The following is an 18,343-nucleotide window of genomic DNA, read 5'->3' on the forward strand; positions in this document are numbered from 1 at the left end:
AAATATAATGTTTTTGGGAAATATTGGAAAGTCCTGAAATATGCAATAGTTGAAGCAGGCAATTGGAGTTAATAATAATAAACTATCTAGAAGTTTTATTTTGCAGTGTCTTGAATAGGATTTGAAAACCACTTTCAAAAATCCAAATTTTACAATGTATCGTTAAGATATTTCCAAGTTAGGATTTAAATTTGTGCTATGTCTAAAATTACACATATCACTTCCATCATCCTCCTTTTGGCTTCCTGTACTATACAGTCACAGAATTCTATTAAGGAATATGTGAAAGAGAATACTGTTGAAATAGATCGCATCAATCCTTACACCGGCGACTTCACAGATCTTGAATCTTTCGGCAATGCAATTGGAGATGCCAAGATCGTTATGCTGGGCGAACAAGACCACGGCGATGCGGCAGCATTTCTTGCAAAAACCTGGCTCATAAAATATTTGCACGAAGTAAAGGGCTTTAATGTACTGGCTTTTGAAAGCGATTTTTTTGCCTTAAATGAGGGATGGGAAAATTTGGATAAAAATTCCAACGACATTGATTCGTTTATAAGGGGTAATATCTTTCCTTTATGGACGGCATGCGATGGCTGCCAGGAATTGTTTTTTAATTACATTCCGGCCACCTTTTCTACCGAAAACCCATTACAACTTTCAGGTTTCGACAACCAACTTTTTATGAACCATTCCTATTATTTACTCCGTGAAAAATTAGATAGCGTGATGCGCCATTATAAATTACCCATTGTACAAGATGAAAAGTATAATTCAGAAATTTTGCCATTAATTGATTCCACTACAGCTTGGCCTAATCACTATGCAGATTCCAATTTGTATTCCAAGTGCGATTTTTATTTCCGTCAAATAAGAACAGAGATGTTAACCACATTAAAAATGGATGATTTTTGGGTATTAATTATGGATAATTTATTGGCCGCCAATCAGGAATTCAAAGATATAGACATAGGTGATAAAAACTATGAAATTAGAGATTTACAAATGGCAAAAAATATTACCTGGCTTAACAATGTAAAATATCCCAATGAAAAAATTATTATTTGGGCACATAATTATCATATTTCAAAACAATACATGGATGAAACGGAAAAGTATTACGGGGAAACTTCCATGGGAGGATTTATGTCATTAGATACAGCATTAATAGCACAAACCTATGTGCTCGGATTTACTTCTTATAATGGAACAACAGGAAGAGTACCTGACAACCGTATTTATTACACCGAAAACAAAAAGCGTAGCTTTGAAGGCTGGGTGGATGAAACCTATAATTATGGATTTATTGACTTTAAAAATTTCAAGGGTGACCACAATAAGAAATTCGTAATGAAAGGGGAATTACATGAACACTCCAAAGAAGCATGGATGACAAAATATGATGGGTATTTTTATATGAAAACAATGTTTCCTTGTATAGATCTAAGGTAGTATTGTCAATACTCTTATCGAAATATCAGTGCATTAATTGATGCTTTAACTAATGGAACTTTTCCCTTGTTTGCATTAATTTGGGTCACATTCATTTTCTAGGTAGTAACATTCTATTCCAAATGAATAATAAGTGCTGTAATAGTTTAAATATTTATTTAAAGATCAAAATCCAACTCCCGTTGATCAATTACGGTTACATCAAATTTGCTACCTTTTTCTTGACAAAAAGGTAGCGCCAAAAGTCAAGGGCTCCACCATGCGGCTTGAATGTCCCTAATGCTTGCCACCCGGACCGAAAAAGGCGCCACAACAAAACTGGAATTATCAGCTTCGTGTGAAATTAAATCTAAACTCAAATTAATATTTTTCATAATGGTGGCGCTTATTTTCGCTCAAATTCCACTACCATTGGTGCTTTTATTTTGATGTGGCGGCGCATAAGGGACATTAAAGCCACATGCTGATGCCCGCAATCATCTCCGTAAACTTTTATGGAGGATCAAAAATCTCGTATTGTAGATGGAATCTTAAATTATAACTTAAAACAAAACAAGTTAATTAGAAAGTATTTGTTTTATAAAAGTTCCCAACTCCACAACTTTTACCACTGACCCCAAAAAGTACAAAACTTGTAATCATACCATTCAAGATGGTAACAAAAATATAAATTGAATAATTTATTTGTGAAGATTTCTGACTTTTGCCAAAGCCCAATGTAATTGTTCTTCCATAGACAAGTCAGAGTTATCCAACTCAATAGCATCCTCCGCTTTTTTTAGGGGACTATCACTACGTGTTGTTTCTTCGCGATCGCGTTTTATTAAATTATTTCTGATATCATCCTCACTCACCATAATCCCATTCGACTGCAATTCCAATAATCGCCGCTGAACGCGAACTTCCATTTTTGCAGTCACAAATATTTTTAATTCAGCATTGGGAAACACAACGGTGCCAATATCTCTTCCATCCATCACAATTCCCTTTTGTTTACCGATCTCCTGTTGTTGTTTAACCAAAAATTTTCTGATGGAAGAAACTGCAGCAACCTCACTCACTTTATTCGAAACAGCAATTCCACGAATTTCCTCTTCTACATTTTTACCGTTCAAAACAGTAAAAAATTTATCGTCAGCAACATCATACTGAAAATCAATCTGTATTTTTTCCAAAACAGGTCCCAATTGAATTTCATTATTCCAATCAATATCATTTTCCAACAAATACAAAGTAACTGCCCTATACATCGCTCCCGTATCTAAAAATAAATATAGCAGTTCCTCCGCAAGTTGTTTCGCCAAAGTACTTTTTCCACAACCAGCATAACCGTCTATTGCGATAATTATTTTCATTTTGTTCTGGGTTCTGAGTTCTGGGTTCACTACGGAGGAAAATTACTCGGTCGTGGATGGTTAGATGTTCTTTATTCCTTGTTCTTTATTCTTTATTAATTTTTTGGCTGTTCCATTATTAATTGCCAATTCTCAATTTTTTCGGCTGTTCATTGGTACATTGGTACATTTTTTGGCTGTTCATTGGCACATCAATTGAGGCTGTTTCATTCTCAATTCTCAACTCTCCATTCTCAATTATTTTTCGGCTGTTTCATTGTCAATTGTCAATTTTTAAACACCTCATTCAAATTCGCCGCGATCGTAATATGATTTGTTCCTCCTGCCTGCGAATAAAATTCATGTCCGTAGTCGATGGAATATTTATTTATTTTTAATCCAAATCCGAGTGAAAATCCGGTGAGTCCTCTTCGGGTGTCGATGGACATTTCTTTTCTGGTCATGTGATCATATCCTCCGCGGAGCATAAAATTTTTTCCGAAATAAAATTCACCTCCAATATTTAAATGTTGTGCAATTTTATCAACGGTGTATTTTTTTTCTGTAACTGTGGAATCAGTTCCAAATATATTTACATCAGAAACAACATTCGGATCATCATATCTAATATCAATTGATTGAAGATCGTGCAGGGTAAAACTGATGCGAAGCGGTAAATGTTTTAATCTTTTAGAAAGGGCGAAATCAATTTCGAAGGGTAGATCTTCATAATTATTTTCCGTGAAAGGTTTAAACTGAGTTCCGGCATTGCGCATTACTAAAGCTGCGGTAAATAACCTTGCGGTGTCCACATACACAGCTCCGAAATCAGCAGCCATTCCAAAAGAATTATAAGATTCCAGCTGCGAATACAACATTTTAACACTAACACCATATCGCAACTTATTTACACCATAGGATGCTCCCCACTGCGCTGCATATTCTCCCCCACTAAAGGTTCCCAATTGATCTCCGTTTGCTTCGGTGAGTTTAAATGTTCCATAGGCGCGGTAAAGTAATCCTCCACCCATGGTAATATTTTTATTTTCCAGCGTTTTGGCATATCCGACTGTGCCCTGATTAATAACTCCGGGAGTGAGTGCATGACTCAAACTCAATCTTTTATCCATCAAAGGATTCAACAAGGCCGGGTTCTGAAAAACAAAGGCTACATCATAATCAAAAGTGCTGATATTCAAGCCAGAAAGCCCGCTTATCCTCGCAGAGGGCGACATTCCTAAATAAGAATAGGTATAACTGCCGCCAAACTGCGCGCGCAGAGAAAAGAAACAAAACGTAAAAAGAAAAACTAAAACTATCCGCATTTTCAACCGGTTATTGCCCTAAACGTAAAATTGTGTGAAAAATTTTGTTCGACAAAGATAGTGAATGAGGTGGTGAGTGGGGAGTGGTGAAGAGTGAGTTTGGGTGAGTAGGGTGGGAATTGGTGAGTGGGTGGGTGAAGTAGGTATGATGCGTTAGTGAGACCCTCGCGAAGAGCGAGAGCCTCACTCGCTCCGAAACTTAATATTTTTTTATCCTTTTTAAATCCGCCAAATCAGCGTCATCCGTGCCTGTCCGACCACTGGCGGGTTCCTCTTTTTTTACACCCTATGTTATCTTCAACCTTTATTTTTCCCCTTAGCTGCTTTTTCGAGCGCAATTTCAATCACCTCCATCATTGTTGAAACATAATGAAACTTTACGCCTTTAATATATTCGGGATTTATTTCGAGAACGTCTTTTTTATTTGTTTTGCACATGATGATCTCTTTTATTCCCATGCGTTTTGCGGCTAAAACTTTTTCTTTTATTCCACCAACAGGCAATACTTTTCCGCGCAAGGTAATTTCACCGGTCATGGCAAAATATTGTTTTACTCTTCTTCCGGTAAATGCGGAAACTAATGAAGTTAACATTGTAATACCTGCACTCGGACCATCTTTTGGAATTGCACCCTCCGGAACGTGCACGTGAATATTTGTTGTTTCAAATACTTCCGGTTTGATACCAAGCGGTTCTGCATGCGAACGAATATAACTCAATGCCGTGGATGCACTTTCTTTCATTACATCACCGAGATTTCCTGTGAGTTGTAAGGTGCCTTTTCCGGTACTTAACGAACTTTCAATATATAAAACATCACCACCAACGGAGGTCCATGCAAGTCCGATAACTACACCCGGAGGATTTATTTCAAATATAGAATCCTTATCAAATTTCGTAGGACCTAATATTTTTTCAATGTCGGCAGGTTTAATTGCTTTATTATATTTTTCTTTGGTAACCACCGATTTTGCAATTCGGCGCATAATGGATGCAATTTGTCTGTCAAGATCTCGCACACCACTTTCACGTGTATAATCCTGAATTATTTTTTGTAACGCAGCATCATTTAATGTAACATCTTTTTGTTTTAATCCGTGTTCTTTGCGTTGCTTCGGAACAAGATGCCTGTTTGCAATTTGCACTTTTTCTTCACCGGAATATCCACTCACATAAATAATTTCCATCCTGTCGCGCAAGGCGGGTTGAATGGTATTTAAATTATTTGCGGTTGCAATAAATAATACTTTAGAAAGATCGTATTCAAGCTCCAAATAATTATCGTAAAAAGTACTGTTTTGTTCCGGATCCAAAACTTCCAATAATGCACTGGATGGATCTCCTCGGAAATCTGTTCCAACTTTATCAATTTCATCTAAAATAAAAACGGGATTGGAAGATTTAACTCTTTTAATTGATTGCACTACTCTACCCGGCATGGCACCAATATAGGTTTTTCTATGTCCGCGAATTTCACTTTCATCGTGCAAACCGCCCAAACTCATGCGCACGTATTTTCTCCCTAAAGCCTTTGCCAGCGATTGTCCCAAGGATGTTTTACCAACACCGGGAGGGCCTACCAAACATAATATCGGCGATTTCATATCACCTTTTAATTTTAAAACGGCAAGATATTCCAATAATCTTTCCTTCACTTTTTCCAAACCAAAATGATCTTCATCCATTGTTGTTTTGGCATTTTTAAGATCGAAATTATCAACAGTAAATTCGTTCCACGGAAGTTCCAAAAGCATTTCGATATAATTGGTAATTACACCGTATTCGGCAGCATTCGGATTTAACCGTTGTAACTTTTCAATTTCCTTATTAAAAACATCCTGAACGTTCTTATTCCATTTTTTTTCTGTGGCTCTTAATTTATATCTTTTTACTTCCTCCTCCTGCGCATTTCCTCCCAACTCTTCCTGAATTGTTCGCATTTGCTGATTGAGAAAATAATCGCGTTGCTGTTTATCCAGATCGGTGCGTACTTTATTCTGAATTTTATTTTTTAATTCGAGCATTTGCAATTCATTATTCAAATGATCGAGAATTAATTGAGCGCGTGTATGCAGATCGTCGGTCTCCAATAATTTTTGTTTATCCGCAACATCAATTTGTAAGTTGGAAGAAACAAAATGAATGAGAAAAACCGGAGAATTAATATTTTTTAAAACAACTGTTGCTTCCTGCGGAATATTCGGAGATATTTTGATAATATTAGATGCAAGATCTTTAATGGTGGAAACTAACGCAGTAAATTCCTTTTTATCGTTGTGGATCTTATCTTCCAGTAAAGTAATTTTTGCCTGTAAAAAAGGTTCTTCGGTAGTGTATTCATTCACAACAAACCTTTTTTTACCCTGAATGATAACTGTAGTGCTACCATCGGGCATTTTTAATTGTTTGATAACACGTGCAATGGTTCCGGTTCTATGAATTTGGGAAATATCAGGATCTTCGATACTTCCATCCATTTGTGACAAAACGCCTATCAATTTGTTGCCCTTAAAGGCATTTTGAAGGGCTTTTATGGATTTTTCTCTTCCTACAGTGATTGGTAAAACAACTCCCGGAAACAAAACAGTGTTTCGCAAAGGCATAATGGCGATGGTTTCAGGGTAGTCTATCTTAACCTGATCATCATCCTCTTCCAACGATAAAATGGGCATAAACTCCACATCATCATCCATCATAGGGGCAAACAAATTATCATCAAATCCGAATTCTTTCATATTCCAAACCCTTTTTCTAATGCCCAATGGTAATTCACAGGCAAGATGACCCTCTTCCAATAGTCATGCCTTACAAATATACGGGGTTCCAGAACTCGAAAAACATGACAAAAAACGAAATTATACTGACATTTTGATAGATTTGCATAAATTATGGTAGAAGCCCTTCTCTATAAAAAACTCTTTATTTATCTGCTTCCATTCAACTTTTTGGTTGGGGAATACAATCTGGGATTGCAATACCGATTCAGTGAGGAGTGGGCTTTTGATATCAACGCAGGATATATTAACGATATTGAAGGTTCGTATACTGCCGATACCTATGAGAATCTTCTGAACTCAGGTATTTTTTACTACTACGGTCCTTTTGCTAAATTTTCGATGTTGTCCGTAATTCCCAGAGGGCCGAATCCACTTAAAACTGACTACAATCAAATGGAAGTTGCCTATAAATTTTTAAGTTTTGATGAACTTGATTTTGAGGATGAAAGTGAACAAGGCAAACTATTTAACATTACAGAATCCATGCATGCCATCAGTCTTTCCTGGAAGGCAGGTTACAATATTATTCCCAGAGACATTTTTGAGATCAATGGATTTTTGGGATTCGGATTACAGGTGCGATTTAAGGATACCCTCGTAAATAGTTATGGATATAATTATCATTCCGATCAGTTTAATTTGTACGACAGAACCACATCCACACAGGTAGTTCCACTTTTTCATTTGGGATTAAAAATTGGTTTCAAAGTGGTGGAAAATGCGCCTGACTAATATTAATTCCTTATCATTGCTTTCGAAAACTATTAATTAGATGAAAAGACCACTCCTCCCTTTCCTTTTTAGCTTCCTTGTTATAAATACAATATTTGCACAAAGCGTTGATTTTGAGCAATTCAAAAGTTTGCGTTCGGCTGGAACAGTGCCTGAAGACTTTACAAAATTATCTTCAGAAAAATTTCGCGAGGACAGAGAAAATATTACCTCGGGCAATAACAGCGAAAGAAGAGACCAGGAAACTTTTTTGTTGGAATCCAATTTTTTAATGGATGATATGTTGCACAGTGGCCGGGTAATTTTCGGAGATCCTGTTACCAATTATTTAAATGAACTGAAGGATATTATATTTGAAGATGATCCGGATACAAGAGAGAGCATCAGAATTTATACCCTCCTATCCAATGAGGTAAATGCATTTACTGCCGACAATGGAATAGTATTAGTTACCACAGGTTTACTTGCGCAGGTAGAGAATGAAGCTCAAATAGTATTTATACTTTGCCATGAATTTAATCATTTTATTAAAAAACACGCCATTAATAATTATGTGGAGAATCAGCGTATAGAACGTGGATCAGGAATATACAGAAGTTTAGGTGCCGGCGAAGGTGATCTGGAAAAATTCCGTTATTCTAAAGAACTCGAAAGTGAAGCTGATGACCTCGGACTTTATTTATTCAAAAAAACGAATTATAGTGCAGAAGCTGCGCAAGGAGTATTTGATGTATTATTGTATTCATATCTTCCTTTTGATGAAGTAGAATTTGATACCACTTTTTTTGATGATGGCTCCTACAATTTTCCTTCGGAATTTTTTATTGATACTGTTAGTGTAATAACTGCGGAAGAAGATTATGATGATGAAGAAAGCACACATCCCAACATTAAAAAAAGAAGGAATGCTATGATTCTGGCCGCGCGGGAAATAAAAGATGAAGGCAGACAAGCATTTATTCTCGGAGAAGAAAAATTCAGATATATTCAAAAATTATGCAGGTATCAGGGTTGTGAAATTTATTTGAGTGATATTGAATATGAGGATGCAATTTATCAGGCATATTTATTATTGCTGGAAGATTCTACGAACCAATATTTAAAAAATGTTGTGACACAAGCCTTATACGGATTAAGCATGTATCACAATGCAGACGCCACTCCCGACTGGCATAAATATTATAAAAAAGTAGAGGGAAATTCGCAGCAGGTATTTTATTTTATGTATAAAATTCCGGAAGTGGATCTTAATATTCTGGCATTAAAACACGCTTGGGAATCGCATCTTGCCGATCCTGCCAATAAACAAATGACTGATATTTGCAAACAACTCTCCGACGAACTCGTAAATAAAAATGACGCCATGCTTTCCGATTTTTACGACATAAAAAGATTGAAAGCATTGGAAGTAAAAACGAAATTAGAGGAAAAGGATTCCGTTTCAGTTGACATTGAAGAAGAACCAAAAGTGGAAAAAGCAAAATCCAAATACGAGAAAATAAAAAAGGAAACACCTGTTACAATAGAAAAAAAGGACCAAACTGCTGTAACCTATTGGAAATTTGCTTTTGTTGATTATATGGATGATCTCAGTTTTACCAACCTTTTTGATGTAGAAAAAAAGGAAGAAGATACAAAAATCTCCTATTACAAATCGAATAAAAACAAAATAGAATATAATCTTGGATTAAACGAAATATTAGTTGTTGATCCCGTGTATGTAAGTATTGATGAGAGGAGTAAAAATCCTGTGGAATATGAGGCAGCAGAAAGTGCGAGATTGGAATTAAAAGATAAAATTTATTCCAGTGCAGGAAAACTCGATTTAAAAGTTGAATATGTAGATCACAACGGTATTGCAGCCAATGATGCAGAAACTTTCAACGACCTTGCTTTACTCAGCCGATGGATAAGTGAAAAACTGGATCATCTGGACGAAGACGTTGAAATGATAAATACAACCAATGACGAATTAGCTGAACTTTCTACAAAATACAATATCGACAACTTTGCATGGATGGGAATTATTGCCTTTCGCGAAAAGGAAAGATATATTGGCGGTAAGATCGTATTGTGTTTATTTTATCCTGCTGCACCATTTCTAATTTACGATATGCTGAAACCAAATTTCAATACCTTTTATTTTACACTTGTTGTAAACAGCAAAACAGGTAATGTGGAAATGCAATATTTTAATAATACAAAGGTGAATGATAACGAATCCAGTCAGAACAGCAATATTTATTATATGCTTCAACAAATAAAAACAAAACATAAAAAATGAAAAGGAACCTGCTAAATCTGTTTTTTGTTTTTTGTGTTATTAATGGTATTACTCAAAACCCCGGTTACATGGGAAGTAAATGGGTGGTATATGGCTCCACCGCATTATCTCCGGCATTGAATAAAAGATATCTTGAATTGGATCAGGAAGGAAATTCTACCGCGCCCAATATTGGAGTTAATGCGCGTTTCGATATTTCAACTGATTTTACTCTGAGTAAAATAGTTGCAATTGGAGGTTCGGTAAAACATATCACAACTAAAATACCCTACGCGTATTATTCTGTTGATCTAAATACTGATCTTTCCAATTTTGATGAGGCGAGTTATTTTGGAGATGTTACACTCAACGCAAATTTTGCCAGCTTCTATTTAAAATTTTATCCCTTTGGAAGAAGAGGTGTAATTGCACCTGTAGGCAATTATAATAAATTTGAGTTAATGGTGGGAATGATAGGCGGTTCTACCGGTGGATGGTCGTCTGATACCTATGACCCGACCATTTCACGTTATTATGAATATGGTGAATCGCTGATACTTCCTACATTTGAAGACCTCAATTATCAATTGGATGAAAAGGTTTTTGGTTTGCTCTATACCTTTGGAAATTCCTGGGCATTTACCGAAAAATTATTATTCGATTTCAGCACACAATTTGGCTGGGTAATAGGAAGTAGTGACATTTCTTCTGACGGTAATTACGGTGAAGGTGAAACCACTTACGAACAACACGCCATAGATCGTGTACAAGGTACTTTCCTTATGAATTTTAATTTCGGGATCGGGTATTTTATTTTATAAGAGGTATTGCTATTTTAATTTTTAATTAAACTGAGGTTGATATTTTCTCCTTCTACATTCATGTTTAAATAATATACTCCGGATGGAAATTTAGCCAGATCAAATTCAAAAGAGTTTTTACCATTGTGTAAATAATGTTCTACTTCAAACATTTTGTTTCCCAAAATATCAATTAAAGAAATTAATGCAACTGTAGCATTTCCGTTAAACATTAATTCCAAATTAATATTTGTGTTTACAGGATTTGGAAATAAGCTCACTGAACTTAAACCTTCAATTTCATACAATGAAGTTAAAACTATATTTATTTCTTCGCTTAATACACTACATGCATTTGCATCAGTAACTAAAACGGAATAATTTCCATCCTCTGTCGCAGTATAGGAAATTGCATTTGCACCAGGTATTTCAGTACCATTCAAATACCATTGCCATGTTGAACCGATATCCGCGGTTAAAACATTTCCGGATACAGAAATATTAACCACAAAAGCAGGAATTTCATTTATTGTAACTCTTTCACTTCTTTCACAACCGGAATTATCAGTAACAACAACGGTATACATTCCGGGTAGTAATCCACTAATATCTTCTGTTATTGAGCCATCCGTCCAATCATAGGTATATGGTTCTTCGCCTGCAGTTACTGTGAGATCGATCGAACCTTCCTCTACACCACAATGATAATCTATAGACGAAGTTGATATCATAAAATCACCACAAACATCTGTGATGTGATAAATAATTCCGGCGTCATAATCGGCACAATATAATTCTGCATTCATATCCTCACCAAAAGAGGATATATCAGTTTGTATATCATCCATTCTGGAATATATCCACGGCAATCCACCATCTGCATTAACTCTCCACCAATTTCCCGAAACATAATCGGCGCATAAATAATAACCGTACATACCGGGATAATTATCACCGCGATAAACGAAACCTCCAGAAATACTAAATCCACCTGTAGTAAAATTATGCGGATAATCTAAAACAGGAAAAACATAAGTGGAATCTGCATCACATTCATCAGTGTTAAATTCCGAAAATCCCTCATAACATTTCCATCCATAATTATGTCCACCGCTACCTGCAAGTTCATAATCAACTTCTTCCAAAACATTTTGTCCAACATCACCAATCCACATATTTCCATTAAGTTGGTCGAAACTAAAACGCCAGGGATTTCTATAACCTATTGCCCAAATTTCAGGTAAGGTATCGGTTGCTGTGGCAAACGGATTATCTGCGGGAATTGCATAAGGAGTTGCTGCATCCACATCTATTCTGTGCATTTTTCCTAATTTATTTTCAGGATTTTGCGCTCTGTCACCCGGATCACCTGCAGACCCGCCATCACCTAATCCGATGTATAAATACCCATCCGATCCAAACTTCAAACATCCCCCATTGTGATTGGTAAAGGGCTGATCGGCAGTAAAAATGATGAGTTCGGAAGCAGTATCCGCGCTGTCGGGATCGGTGGCACTCACTGTAAATCTGGAAACAACCGTATTACCATCATTGTCTATATAGTTGACATAAAAAAAACCATTTGTGGCATAGTCGGGGTGAAATGCCAGACCTAAAAGTCCCTGTTCCTGGTACCCGGATTCTATTTGATCATGGATATCCAAAAAATCGTTTGGGAAAACATTTCCCAACATATCGGTGATCTTAATATACCCGATTCGCTCTACTACAAACATGCGTTCGTCGCCTGCATTTGTAACATCAACCGGGAAAGTAAATCCGGATGCGAATTCTTCTAAAGCTATGGTGGGCTGAGATTTCAGCGAATTTATGTGGAACAGGATCAGAGCAAAGATCAGTATACGACATTTCATCTTTTCAAAATTTTTCTAAAGATACGTGTAAGCAAACTGGAGTGATTGTAATCTTTGGGTAAAATTTGTTTGTAAATATGTTTGTATATACAGAAATAGTTGTTACTTTAGTATCGGATTTAAAACCAATAATTCACCAATATGAAAAAAATACTTGTAATAGCCATAGCCGTAACATCGGTATTTGCTATCTCCTCCTGTGCTAAAGACCGTATCAAAGGTTGTACAGACCCTTTTTCAATTAACTATAACCCTAATGCAACCGATGAAGATGGTTCATGTTTTATTCCGTCAAGTCAGAGACGCGCATTAATGGGTGACTTTACAGCAACATGGTGCCCTTATTGTGGCCAGTGGGGCGGACCTGAATTTGATGAAGCAATTCAATTATCAGGATCTAACGCTATTGCTTTATCTATTCATAATACCGATGAGCTTACTACAACCGAATCTACAGCTTTAACTGATTATTACGGAGCAGAAGGAATTGTAGGTGGTTATCCAACATTATATGTTTGGAACCAGTCTTCTTTTTCTGATGGTGTTGCAGGCGCAGGTGCTGTTACTTCAGAGATCTCTGGTGGCCCGGCTGAAGCTGGTGCTGTTGCAGGTTTAACTGATAACGTTACCTCTATTACAATATCTGTGAGCGCTAAAATGTTTGCCGATGTAACGGGCGATTATTTTGTTGCTGCTTATTTAATGGAAAACGGCATTGTTGCTGAACAACAAATTGCAGAAGCTCCATCTGATCCTAATTGGGTGCATAATCATTTGATCCGCGCATCTTCTAACGGAAGTGCATGGGGTGAACAATTTATTTTTGGTGCAGGTGTTACCGGACAATCATTTACTAAAACTTATCAGGTTGTAAAAGAAGATGATTGGAAAGTGGAAAATATGTATTGTGTTGCCATCGTTTGGAAATATGATTCTGCTACAGAAAAATATACTTATGTGAATGCACAGGAAACGCATTTATAACTAATTAATACCTTAAAAAAACCCTCCGGAATTATTTCGGAGGGTTTTTTATTTGGGATCAAATTCATTTTCTCGGGAGCAAGTATCATTGCAAATTTATTATTATGCATTTAAAAGTTCGTTTATAATATTAAAAATCAAAATCCAGTTCCGATTTATTAATTGCGGTAACATCAACCTTGCTACCTTTTGCTTGATCAAAAGGTAGCGCCAAAAATCAAGGGCTTCACCATGCGGCTTGAATGTCCCTAATGCTTGCCACCCGGACCGAAAAAGGCGCCACGACGAAACTGGAATTATCAGCTTCGTGTGAAATTAAATCCAAAATCAAATTAATATTTTTTATAATGGTGGCGCTTATTTTCGCTCAAATTCCACTACCATTGGTGCTTTTATTTTGATGTGGCGGCGCATAAGGGACATTAAAGCCACCTGCTGATGCCCACTTCCTTCTCCGTAAACAAATTCGGAGGAAAATAGGCGAAGGGATAATCGCAAATCATTGCCAAAGCCAATTATTTAGTAGAAAGTATAATTTGATTATATAAATACCCCCCAATCCCAATCTTTAAACAAAAACTTTAATTTTATTGTTTCGACAAGGGTTGAGGACATAATTTGTATGAAAATTACGTTAATCTCCACTTTTATTATTCACTCTTTAATTGTTCTTACTGAATCGAAATTTAATTTAATACATACAAAACTTTGCTAATATTTTATGACGCTTATTAATCTCACAACGGAAATTAATGCAAAAATTGAAATTTGTTTTGATGTTGCAAGAGATATTGATATACATAAATTATCTACAAAAAATACCAGGGAAGAAGCAATTGCTGGAAGAATGAACGGCCTGTGTGAATTGGATGATACCATTACCTGGAGAGCAACACATCTCGGTATAAGGCAAAAACTTACTGTTAGGATAACTCAATTTGATCGGCCGCATTATTTTGAAGATATCATGTTGAAAGGTGCATTTAAATCAATGAAACATCAACACTATTTTGAAGAAAAAAATGGAATAACTATTATGAAAGATAAATTGGAATACAGTGTTCCATTTGGATTTATAGGTAAAATTTTTGATGCGATTTATCTTAAGAAATATATGACAAGATTTCTGCTCACAAGAAACGAGGTGTTAAAATCTGTAGCGGAAAATAAAAATAATTGACAGAAAGAAATCTCTCTTTGTATTTTAATCCTGAAGCTGACGTTTATATAATTGTAACGCATTTTCAATACCATAATATAATGCATCACTTATCAATGCATGTCCGATAGACACTTCGGCGAGTTGGGGAATATTTTGTTTGAAATATTTTAGATTGATAAGGCTCAGATCATGACCGGCATTTATTCCTAAACCTAATTTATGTGCGAGTTCTGCTGCAGAAATATAATCGGATATTGCTTTGTGTTTATCTGAAATATATTCCTCCGCATATGGTCCGGTATAAAACTCTATTCGATCGGTTCCGCTTGATGCTGCAGCTTCCACCTGAGGTAATTCCGGATTTAAAAAAAGAGAAACGCGCACTCCATAGGATCTTATCGTAGCAATAATTTCTTTTAATTCATGCATATTATTAATAACATCCCAACCGGTATTGGAAGTAATTACATGAGGAGGATCGGGAACAAGCGTTGCCTGAGCAGGTTTTATGTTTTTTATCATCTCCATAAAACGGGCATCGGGATATCCCTCAATATTAAATTCGGTAGTAACTACTTTTTTAAGATCATAAACATCCTGCAAAGTAATATGTCGTTCATCTGGTCTTGGATGCACGGTAATTCCATCAGCACCAAATCGTTCGCAGTCGATAGCAAATTGCACTACGTTGGGAATGGTGCCGCCACGGGCATTGCGAAGGGTAGCTATTTTGTTTATGTTGATGGATAATTTTGTCAAGAATAGTATTTATACAGTATTTAGTATATAGTATTTAGTATATAGATAGTCTCCAAGATGCTTTTCGAAATAATGGGAAGTTATGGGTTTAAAAATAGTAGCTAGTAGTAAGAAGTGGACCCCTCTAACTACTAACTACTATATACTACCGTCTCTTTAATAGCGGTAGTATTCAGGTTTATAAGGGCCGTTTTTGTCGACGCCGATATAATCTGCTTGTTTATCATTTAATACTTCAAGTTGTACGTTTAATTTTTTCAAATGCAAACGAGCAACTTTTTCGTCGAGATGTTTAGGCAAGGTGTAAACTTTATTTTCATATTTATTGCCATGCACCCACAATTCAATTTGAGCTAAGGTTTGATTTGAAAAAGAATTCGACATAACGAAAGATGGATGACCCATTGCACAACCTAAATTCACTAATCTTCCTTCTGCCAATAAAATAATGTCCTTTCCATCGATAGTATATTTATCAACCTGAGGTTTTATTTCTTCTTTGGAATCCATGTAATTGGTATTCAACCATGCAACATCAATTTCATCATCAAAGTGACCGATATTACAAACGATGGCATTGTGTTTCATCAATTTAAAATGATGTCCTAAAATGATATCACAATTTCCTGTTGCAGTAACGATGATATCAGCTTCTTTCACTGCATCCTCCATTCTTTTCACAGCAAATCCGTCCATTGCAGCCTGTAGGGCACAAATTGGATCAATTTCCGTAATAATAACACGGGCACCTGCTCCTTGTAACGATTGTGCGGAGCCTTTTCCAACATCGCCATATCCTGCAACAACGGCAACTTTTCCTGCCATCATAACATCTGTAGCTCTGCGAATTGCATCCACCAACGATTCCTTACATCCGTATTTATTGTCAAATTTCGACTTTGTAACCGAATCGTTTACATTTATCGCAGGCACGGGTAAAGTTCCTTTTTCCATACGACCATAAAGACGATGAACACCTGTTGTGGTTTCTTCCGAAATTCCTTTCAGATGTTTAACCATTTCCGGATATTTATCCAAAACAAGGTTGGTAAGATCGCCACCATCGTCAAGGATCATGTTTAAGGGCTCATTGTTTTCGCCAAAAAACAGGGTTTGTTCAATACACCAGTCATATTCTTCCAATGTTTCCCCTTTCCAGGCATAAACAGGAATTCCAACAGCGGCAATAGCAGCTGCAGCATGATCTTGTGTGGAGAAAATATTACAAGAACTCCATTGCACCTCGGCCCCCAATTCTATAAGGGTTTCGATAAGAACAGCGGTTTGGATGGTCATATGCAAACACCCTGCGATACGAGCGCCTTTGAGAGGTTTGGATGGGCCATACTCCTCACGAATAGCCATAAGACCGGGCATTTCAACCTCAGCCAATTTAATTTCTTTACGTCCCCAGGCTGCAAGAGTTATGTCTTTTACCTTGTAAGGGAGTTTTTTGTCAGTCATTACTTCCATTGATTATGTATTTTAGTGAAAACAAATTGCGATGTGCAATAAACGAAAATCCTATTTTCCCTCAAAGGTAAAAAATAGATCAACCATGCACAATGTATGAACTAAAAATAGGGGGGTGTGGTTCAAACAAAATTGACAATTGACAATTGACAATTGACAATTGACTAATGACTATTGTCTCCTGACTAATGACATATTGCTTAACTTTGTAAAAAAATAAAAAATGTATCCAAAAGAATTAGTATTACCAATGAAGGCTGAGCTTACAGATGCGGGGTTTGAAGACCTTACATCGGCTGAGGCGGTTCAGAATGCAATTAAAAATACGGAAGGCACCCTTTTATTAGTGGTAAATTCTGTTTGTGGTTGTGCTGCAGGAATGGCAAGACCGGGTGTAAAAATGAGTTTGACAAACGAAAAAACTCCTGATAAACTAGCCACTGTTTTTGCAGGATTTGATATGGAAGCTGTAGCAGAGGCGAGAAGATTTACTTTGCCTTATCCTCCGAGTTCTCCAAGTATCGCATTGTTTAAAAATGGAAAATTAGTGCACTTTATCGAGCGTCATCAAATTGAAGGAAGAAATGCCATGATGATAGCAAATGATCTTATTGGTGCTTATGAAAAACACTGTGGAGAGATGATCAATAATTAAAGAGGAGCATCTAATAAATTATAAAAAAAGCTGCCTACAGGCGGCTTTTTATATAAATGGTAGGCAACACCTAACGACATGGCTACAGGAAAATAAATTACTCTTTGTTTGTAACTGTCAGTTAAAATATAATCAAGACCGAGATCAGTTTCAACGAAACCATTATATCTGATATTCCAATTTATTTCTGAATATTTTAATGCAACATTCATTATCACTGAAAAACGTTCTGTAAAATTATATGCAGTTAAAAAGTTGAACTCTCCAATAAAGGTGTGACTTTCATCAGCTGATTTACCAAAATAATATTCGCCTATTTTTTGGGAGAGATAAGCCGGAATCCTGGCATAAAACATTCCAAATCCAATTCTTTCCTCAAAATGAAATTTACCAATGGTTTGAGACTTTCCAATCATTGGAATAATATAATGTGTACGAACTTTAGGATAAGCATTTAGGGAATATTGATCACTGAACTCATGTTTGGCAGAACTAAATTTTACAGAGGCAAAGTACTGATCAGAAAAATGATAATTGATTGAAAATTCAGTATTTGTACCCAAATCCAGGTCAGCTCCATTCATATTATTTATTTCCAAGGGTAATGCACTACCCATGGTCAACTGCAATTCCCATGGCAATAAAGTATCATTTTGCGCCTTCATTTTAAAAAAGGAAAATAAAACAAATACGACCGGAAGATATTTAATTACAGCTGTCAACATTCAAAATTAGTTATTTTGTATAAT

General features: G+C 36.2%; 14 protein-coding genes. 7 read left to right on the forward strand and 7 right to left on the reverse strand.

Translation table 11 applies throughout. The features are described 5' to 3' along the window. The first annotated feature begins 198 nt into the window (after nucleotides 1–198). Nucleotides 199–1,455, forward strand: coding sequence for an erythromycin esterase family protein (locus tag IPI31_17930; protein ID MBK7569702.1), 1,257 nt, complete (start codon nucleotides 199–201; stop codon nucleotides 1,453–1,455). A gap of 680 nt (nucleotides 1,456–2,135) precedes the next feature. On the opposite strand, the gene IPI31_17935 is transcribed toward IPI31_17930, so the two are convergent. The 3 genes from IPI31_17935 to lon all read right to left on the reverse strand — a co-directional run bounded on the left by IPI31_17935 (nucleotide 2,136) and on the right by lon (nucleotide 6,850). Next, nucleotides 2,136–2,810: a (d)CMP kinase gene (locus IPI31_17935; GenBank protein MBK7569703.1), complete on the reverse strand. Its 675-nt coding sequence runs from the start codon at nucleotides 2,808–2,810 to the stop codon at nucleotides 2,136–2,138. A 266-nt stretch (nucleotides 2,811–3,076) separates the two neighbouring features. Further along, nucleotides 3,077–4,114 (reverse strand): type IX secretion system protein PorQ, encoded by a 1,038-nt coding sequence (gene porQ, locus IPI31_17940; GenBank protein MBK7569704.1) that lies wholly within the window; start codon nucleotides 4,112–4,114, stop codon nucleotides 3,077–3,079. Nucleotides 4,115–4,411: 297 nt separating this feature from the next. Then, nucleotides 4,412–6,850, reverse strand: a complete 2,439-nt coding sequence (gene lon / locus IPI31_17945; protein ID MBK7569705.1) for an endopeptidase La — start codon at nucleotides 6,848–6,850, stop codon at nucleotides 4,412–4,414. A 153-nt stretch (nucleotides 6,851–7,003) separates the two neighbouring features. Here lon and IPI31_17950 point away from each other — a divergent pair, with 153 nt between their 5' ends. The 3 genes from IPI31_17950 to IPI31_17960 are packed head-to-tail and all read left to right on the forward strand — an operon-like array spanning nucleotide 7,004 to nucleotide 10,708. Continuing rightward, complete coding sequence (locus tag IPI31_17950; GenBank protein ID MBK7569706.1) at nucleotides 7,004–7,624, forward strand: hypothetical protein; 621 nt, start codon at nucleotides 7,004–7,006, stop codon at nucleotides 7,622–7,624. Nucleotides 7,625–7,664: 40 nt separating this feature from the next. Continuing rightward, nucleotides 7,665–9,908: a M48 family metallopeptidase gene (locus IPI31_17955; GenBank protein ID MBK7569707.1), complete on the forward strand. Its 2,244-nt coding sequence runs from the start codon at nucleotides 7,665–7,667 to the stop codon at nucleotides 9,906–9,908. Further along, nucleotides 9,905–10,708, forward strand: coding sequence for a hypothetical protein (locus IPI31_17960; protein MBK7569708.1), 804 nt, complete (start codon nucleotides 9,905–9,907; stop codon nucleotides 10,706–10,708). The genes IPI31_17955 and IPI31_17960 overlap by 4 nt, the downstream gene beginning before the upstream one ends. Before the next feature lie 14 nt (nucleotides 10,709–10,722). Here the strand turns inward: IPI31_17960 and IPI31_17965 are convergent, their stop codons facing one another. Beyond that, complete coding sequence (locus IPI31_17965) at nucleotides 10,723–12,561, reverse strand: PQQ-dependent sugar dehydrogenase (protein MBK7569709.1); 1,839 nt, start codon at nucleotides 12,559–12,561, stop codon at nucleotides 10,723–10,725. Between the two features lie 141 nt (nucleotides 12,562–12,702). Here IPI31_17965 and IPI31_17970 point away from each other — a divergent pair, with 141 nt between their 5' ends. Together IPI31_17970 and IPI31_17975 are read left to right on the forward strand one after the other, a co-directional pair. Then, nucleotides 12,703–13,545, forward strand: a complete 843-nt coding sequence (locus IPI31_17970) for an Omp28-related outer membrane protein (GenBank protein MBK7569710.1) — start codon at nucleotides 12,703–12,705, stop codon at nucleotides 13,543–13,545. 721 nt (nucleotides 13,546–14,266) lie between these two features. Further along, entirely contained in the window at nucleotides 14,267–14,725 is a 459-nt protein-coding gene (locus IPI31_17975) for an SRPBCC family protein (protein MBK7569711.1), read from the forward strand. Between the two features lie 24 nt (nucleotides 14,726–14,749). Here the strand turns inward: IPI31_17975 and IPI31_17980 are convergent, their stop codons facing one another. Both IPI31_17980 and IPI31_17985 read right to left on the reverse strand, forming a co-directional pair. Then, a complete protein-coding gene (locus IPI31_17980; protein ID MBK7569712.1) occupies nucleotides 14,750–15,466 on the reverse strand; it encodes a pyridoxine 5'-phosphate synthase in 717 nt (238 codons plus the stop codon). A 156-nt stretch (nucleotides 15,467–15,622) separates the two neighbouring features. Further along, nucleotides 15,623–16,930 (reverse strand): adenosylhomocysteinase, encoded by a 1,308-nt coding sequence (locus tag IPI31_17985; protein MBK7569713.1) that lies wholly within the window; start codon nucleotides 16,928–16,930, stop codon nucleotides 15,623–15,625. A gap of 232 nt (nucleotides 16,931–17,162) precedes the next feature. Between IPI31_17985 and IPI31_17990 the strand changes: the two genes are divergently transcribed. Further along, nucleotides 17,163–17,594: a BrxA/BrxB family bacilliredoxin gene (locus IPI31_17990; protein ID MBK7569714.1), complete on the forward strand. Its 432-nt coding sequence runs from the start codon at nucleotides 17,163–17,165 to the stop codon at nucleotides 17,592–17,594. On the opposite strand, the gene IPI31_17995 is transcribed toward IPI31_17990, so the two are convergent. Beyond that, the gene (locus tag IPI31_17995; protein ID MBK7569715.1) at nucleotides 17,591–18,319 is read right to left on the reverse strand and encodes a hypothetical protein; all 729 of its coding nucleotides are present in this window, start codon (nucleotides 18,317–18,319) and stop codon (nucleotides 17,591–17,593) included. The genes IPI31_17990 and IPI31_17995 overlap by 4 nt on opposite strands. Between the last annotated feature and the right edge of the window lie 24 nt (nucleotides 18,320–18,343).

This window comes from Bacteroidota bacterium, assembly GCA_016706865.1.
Classification (GTDB): Bacteria; Bacteroidota; Bacteroidia; order Chitinophagales; family BACL12; genus UBA7236.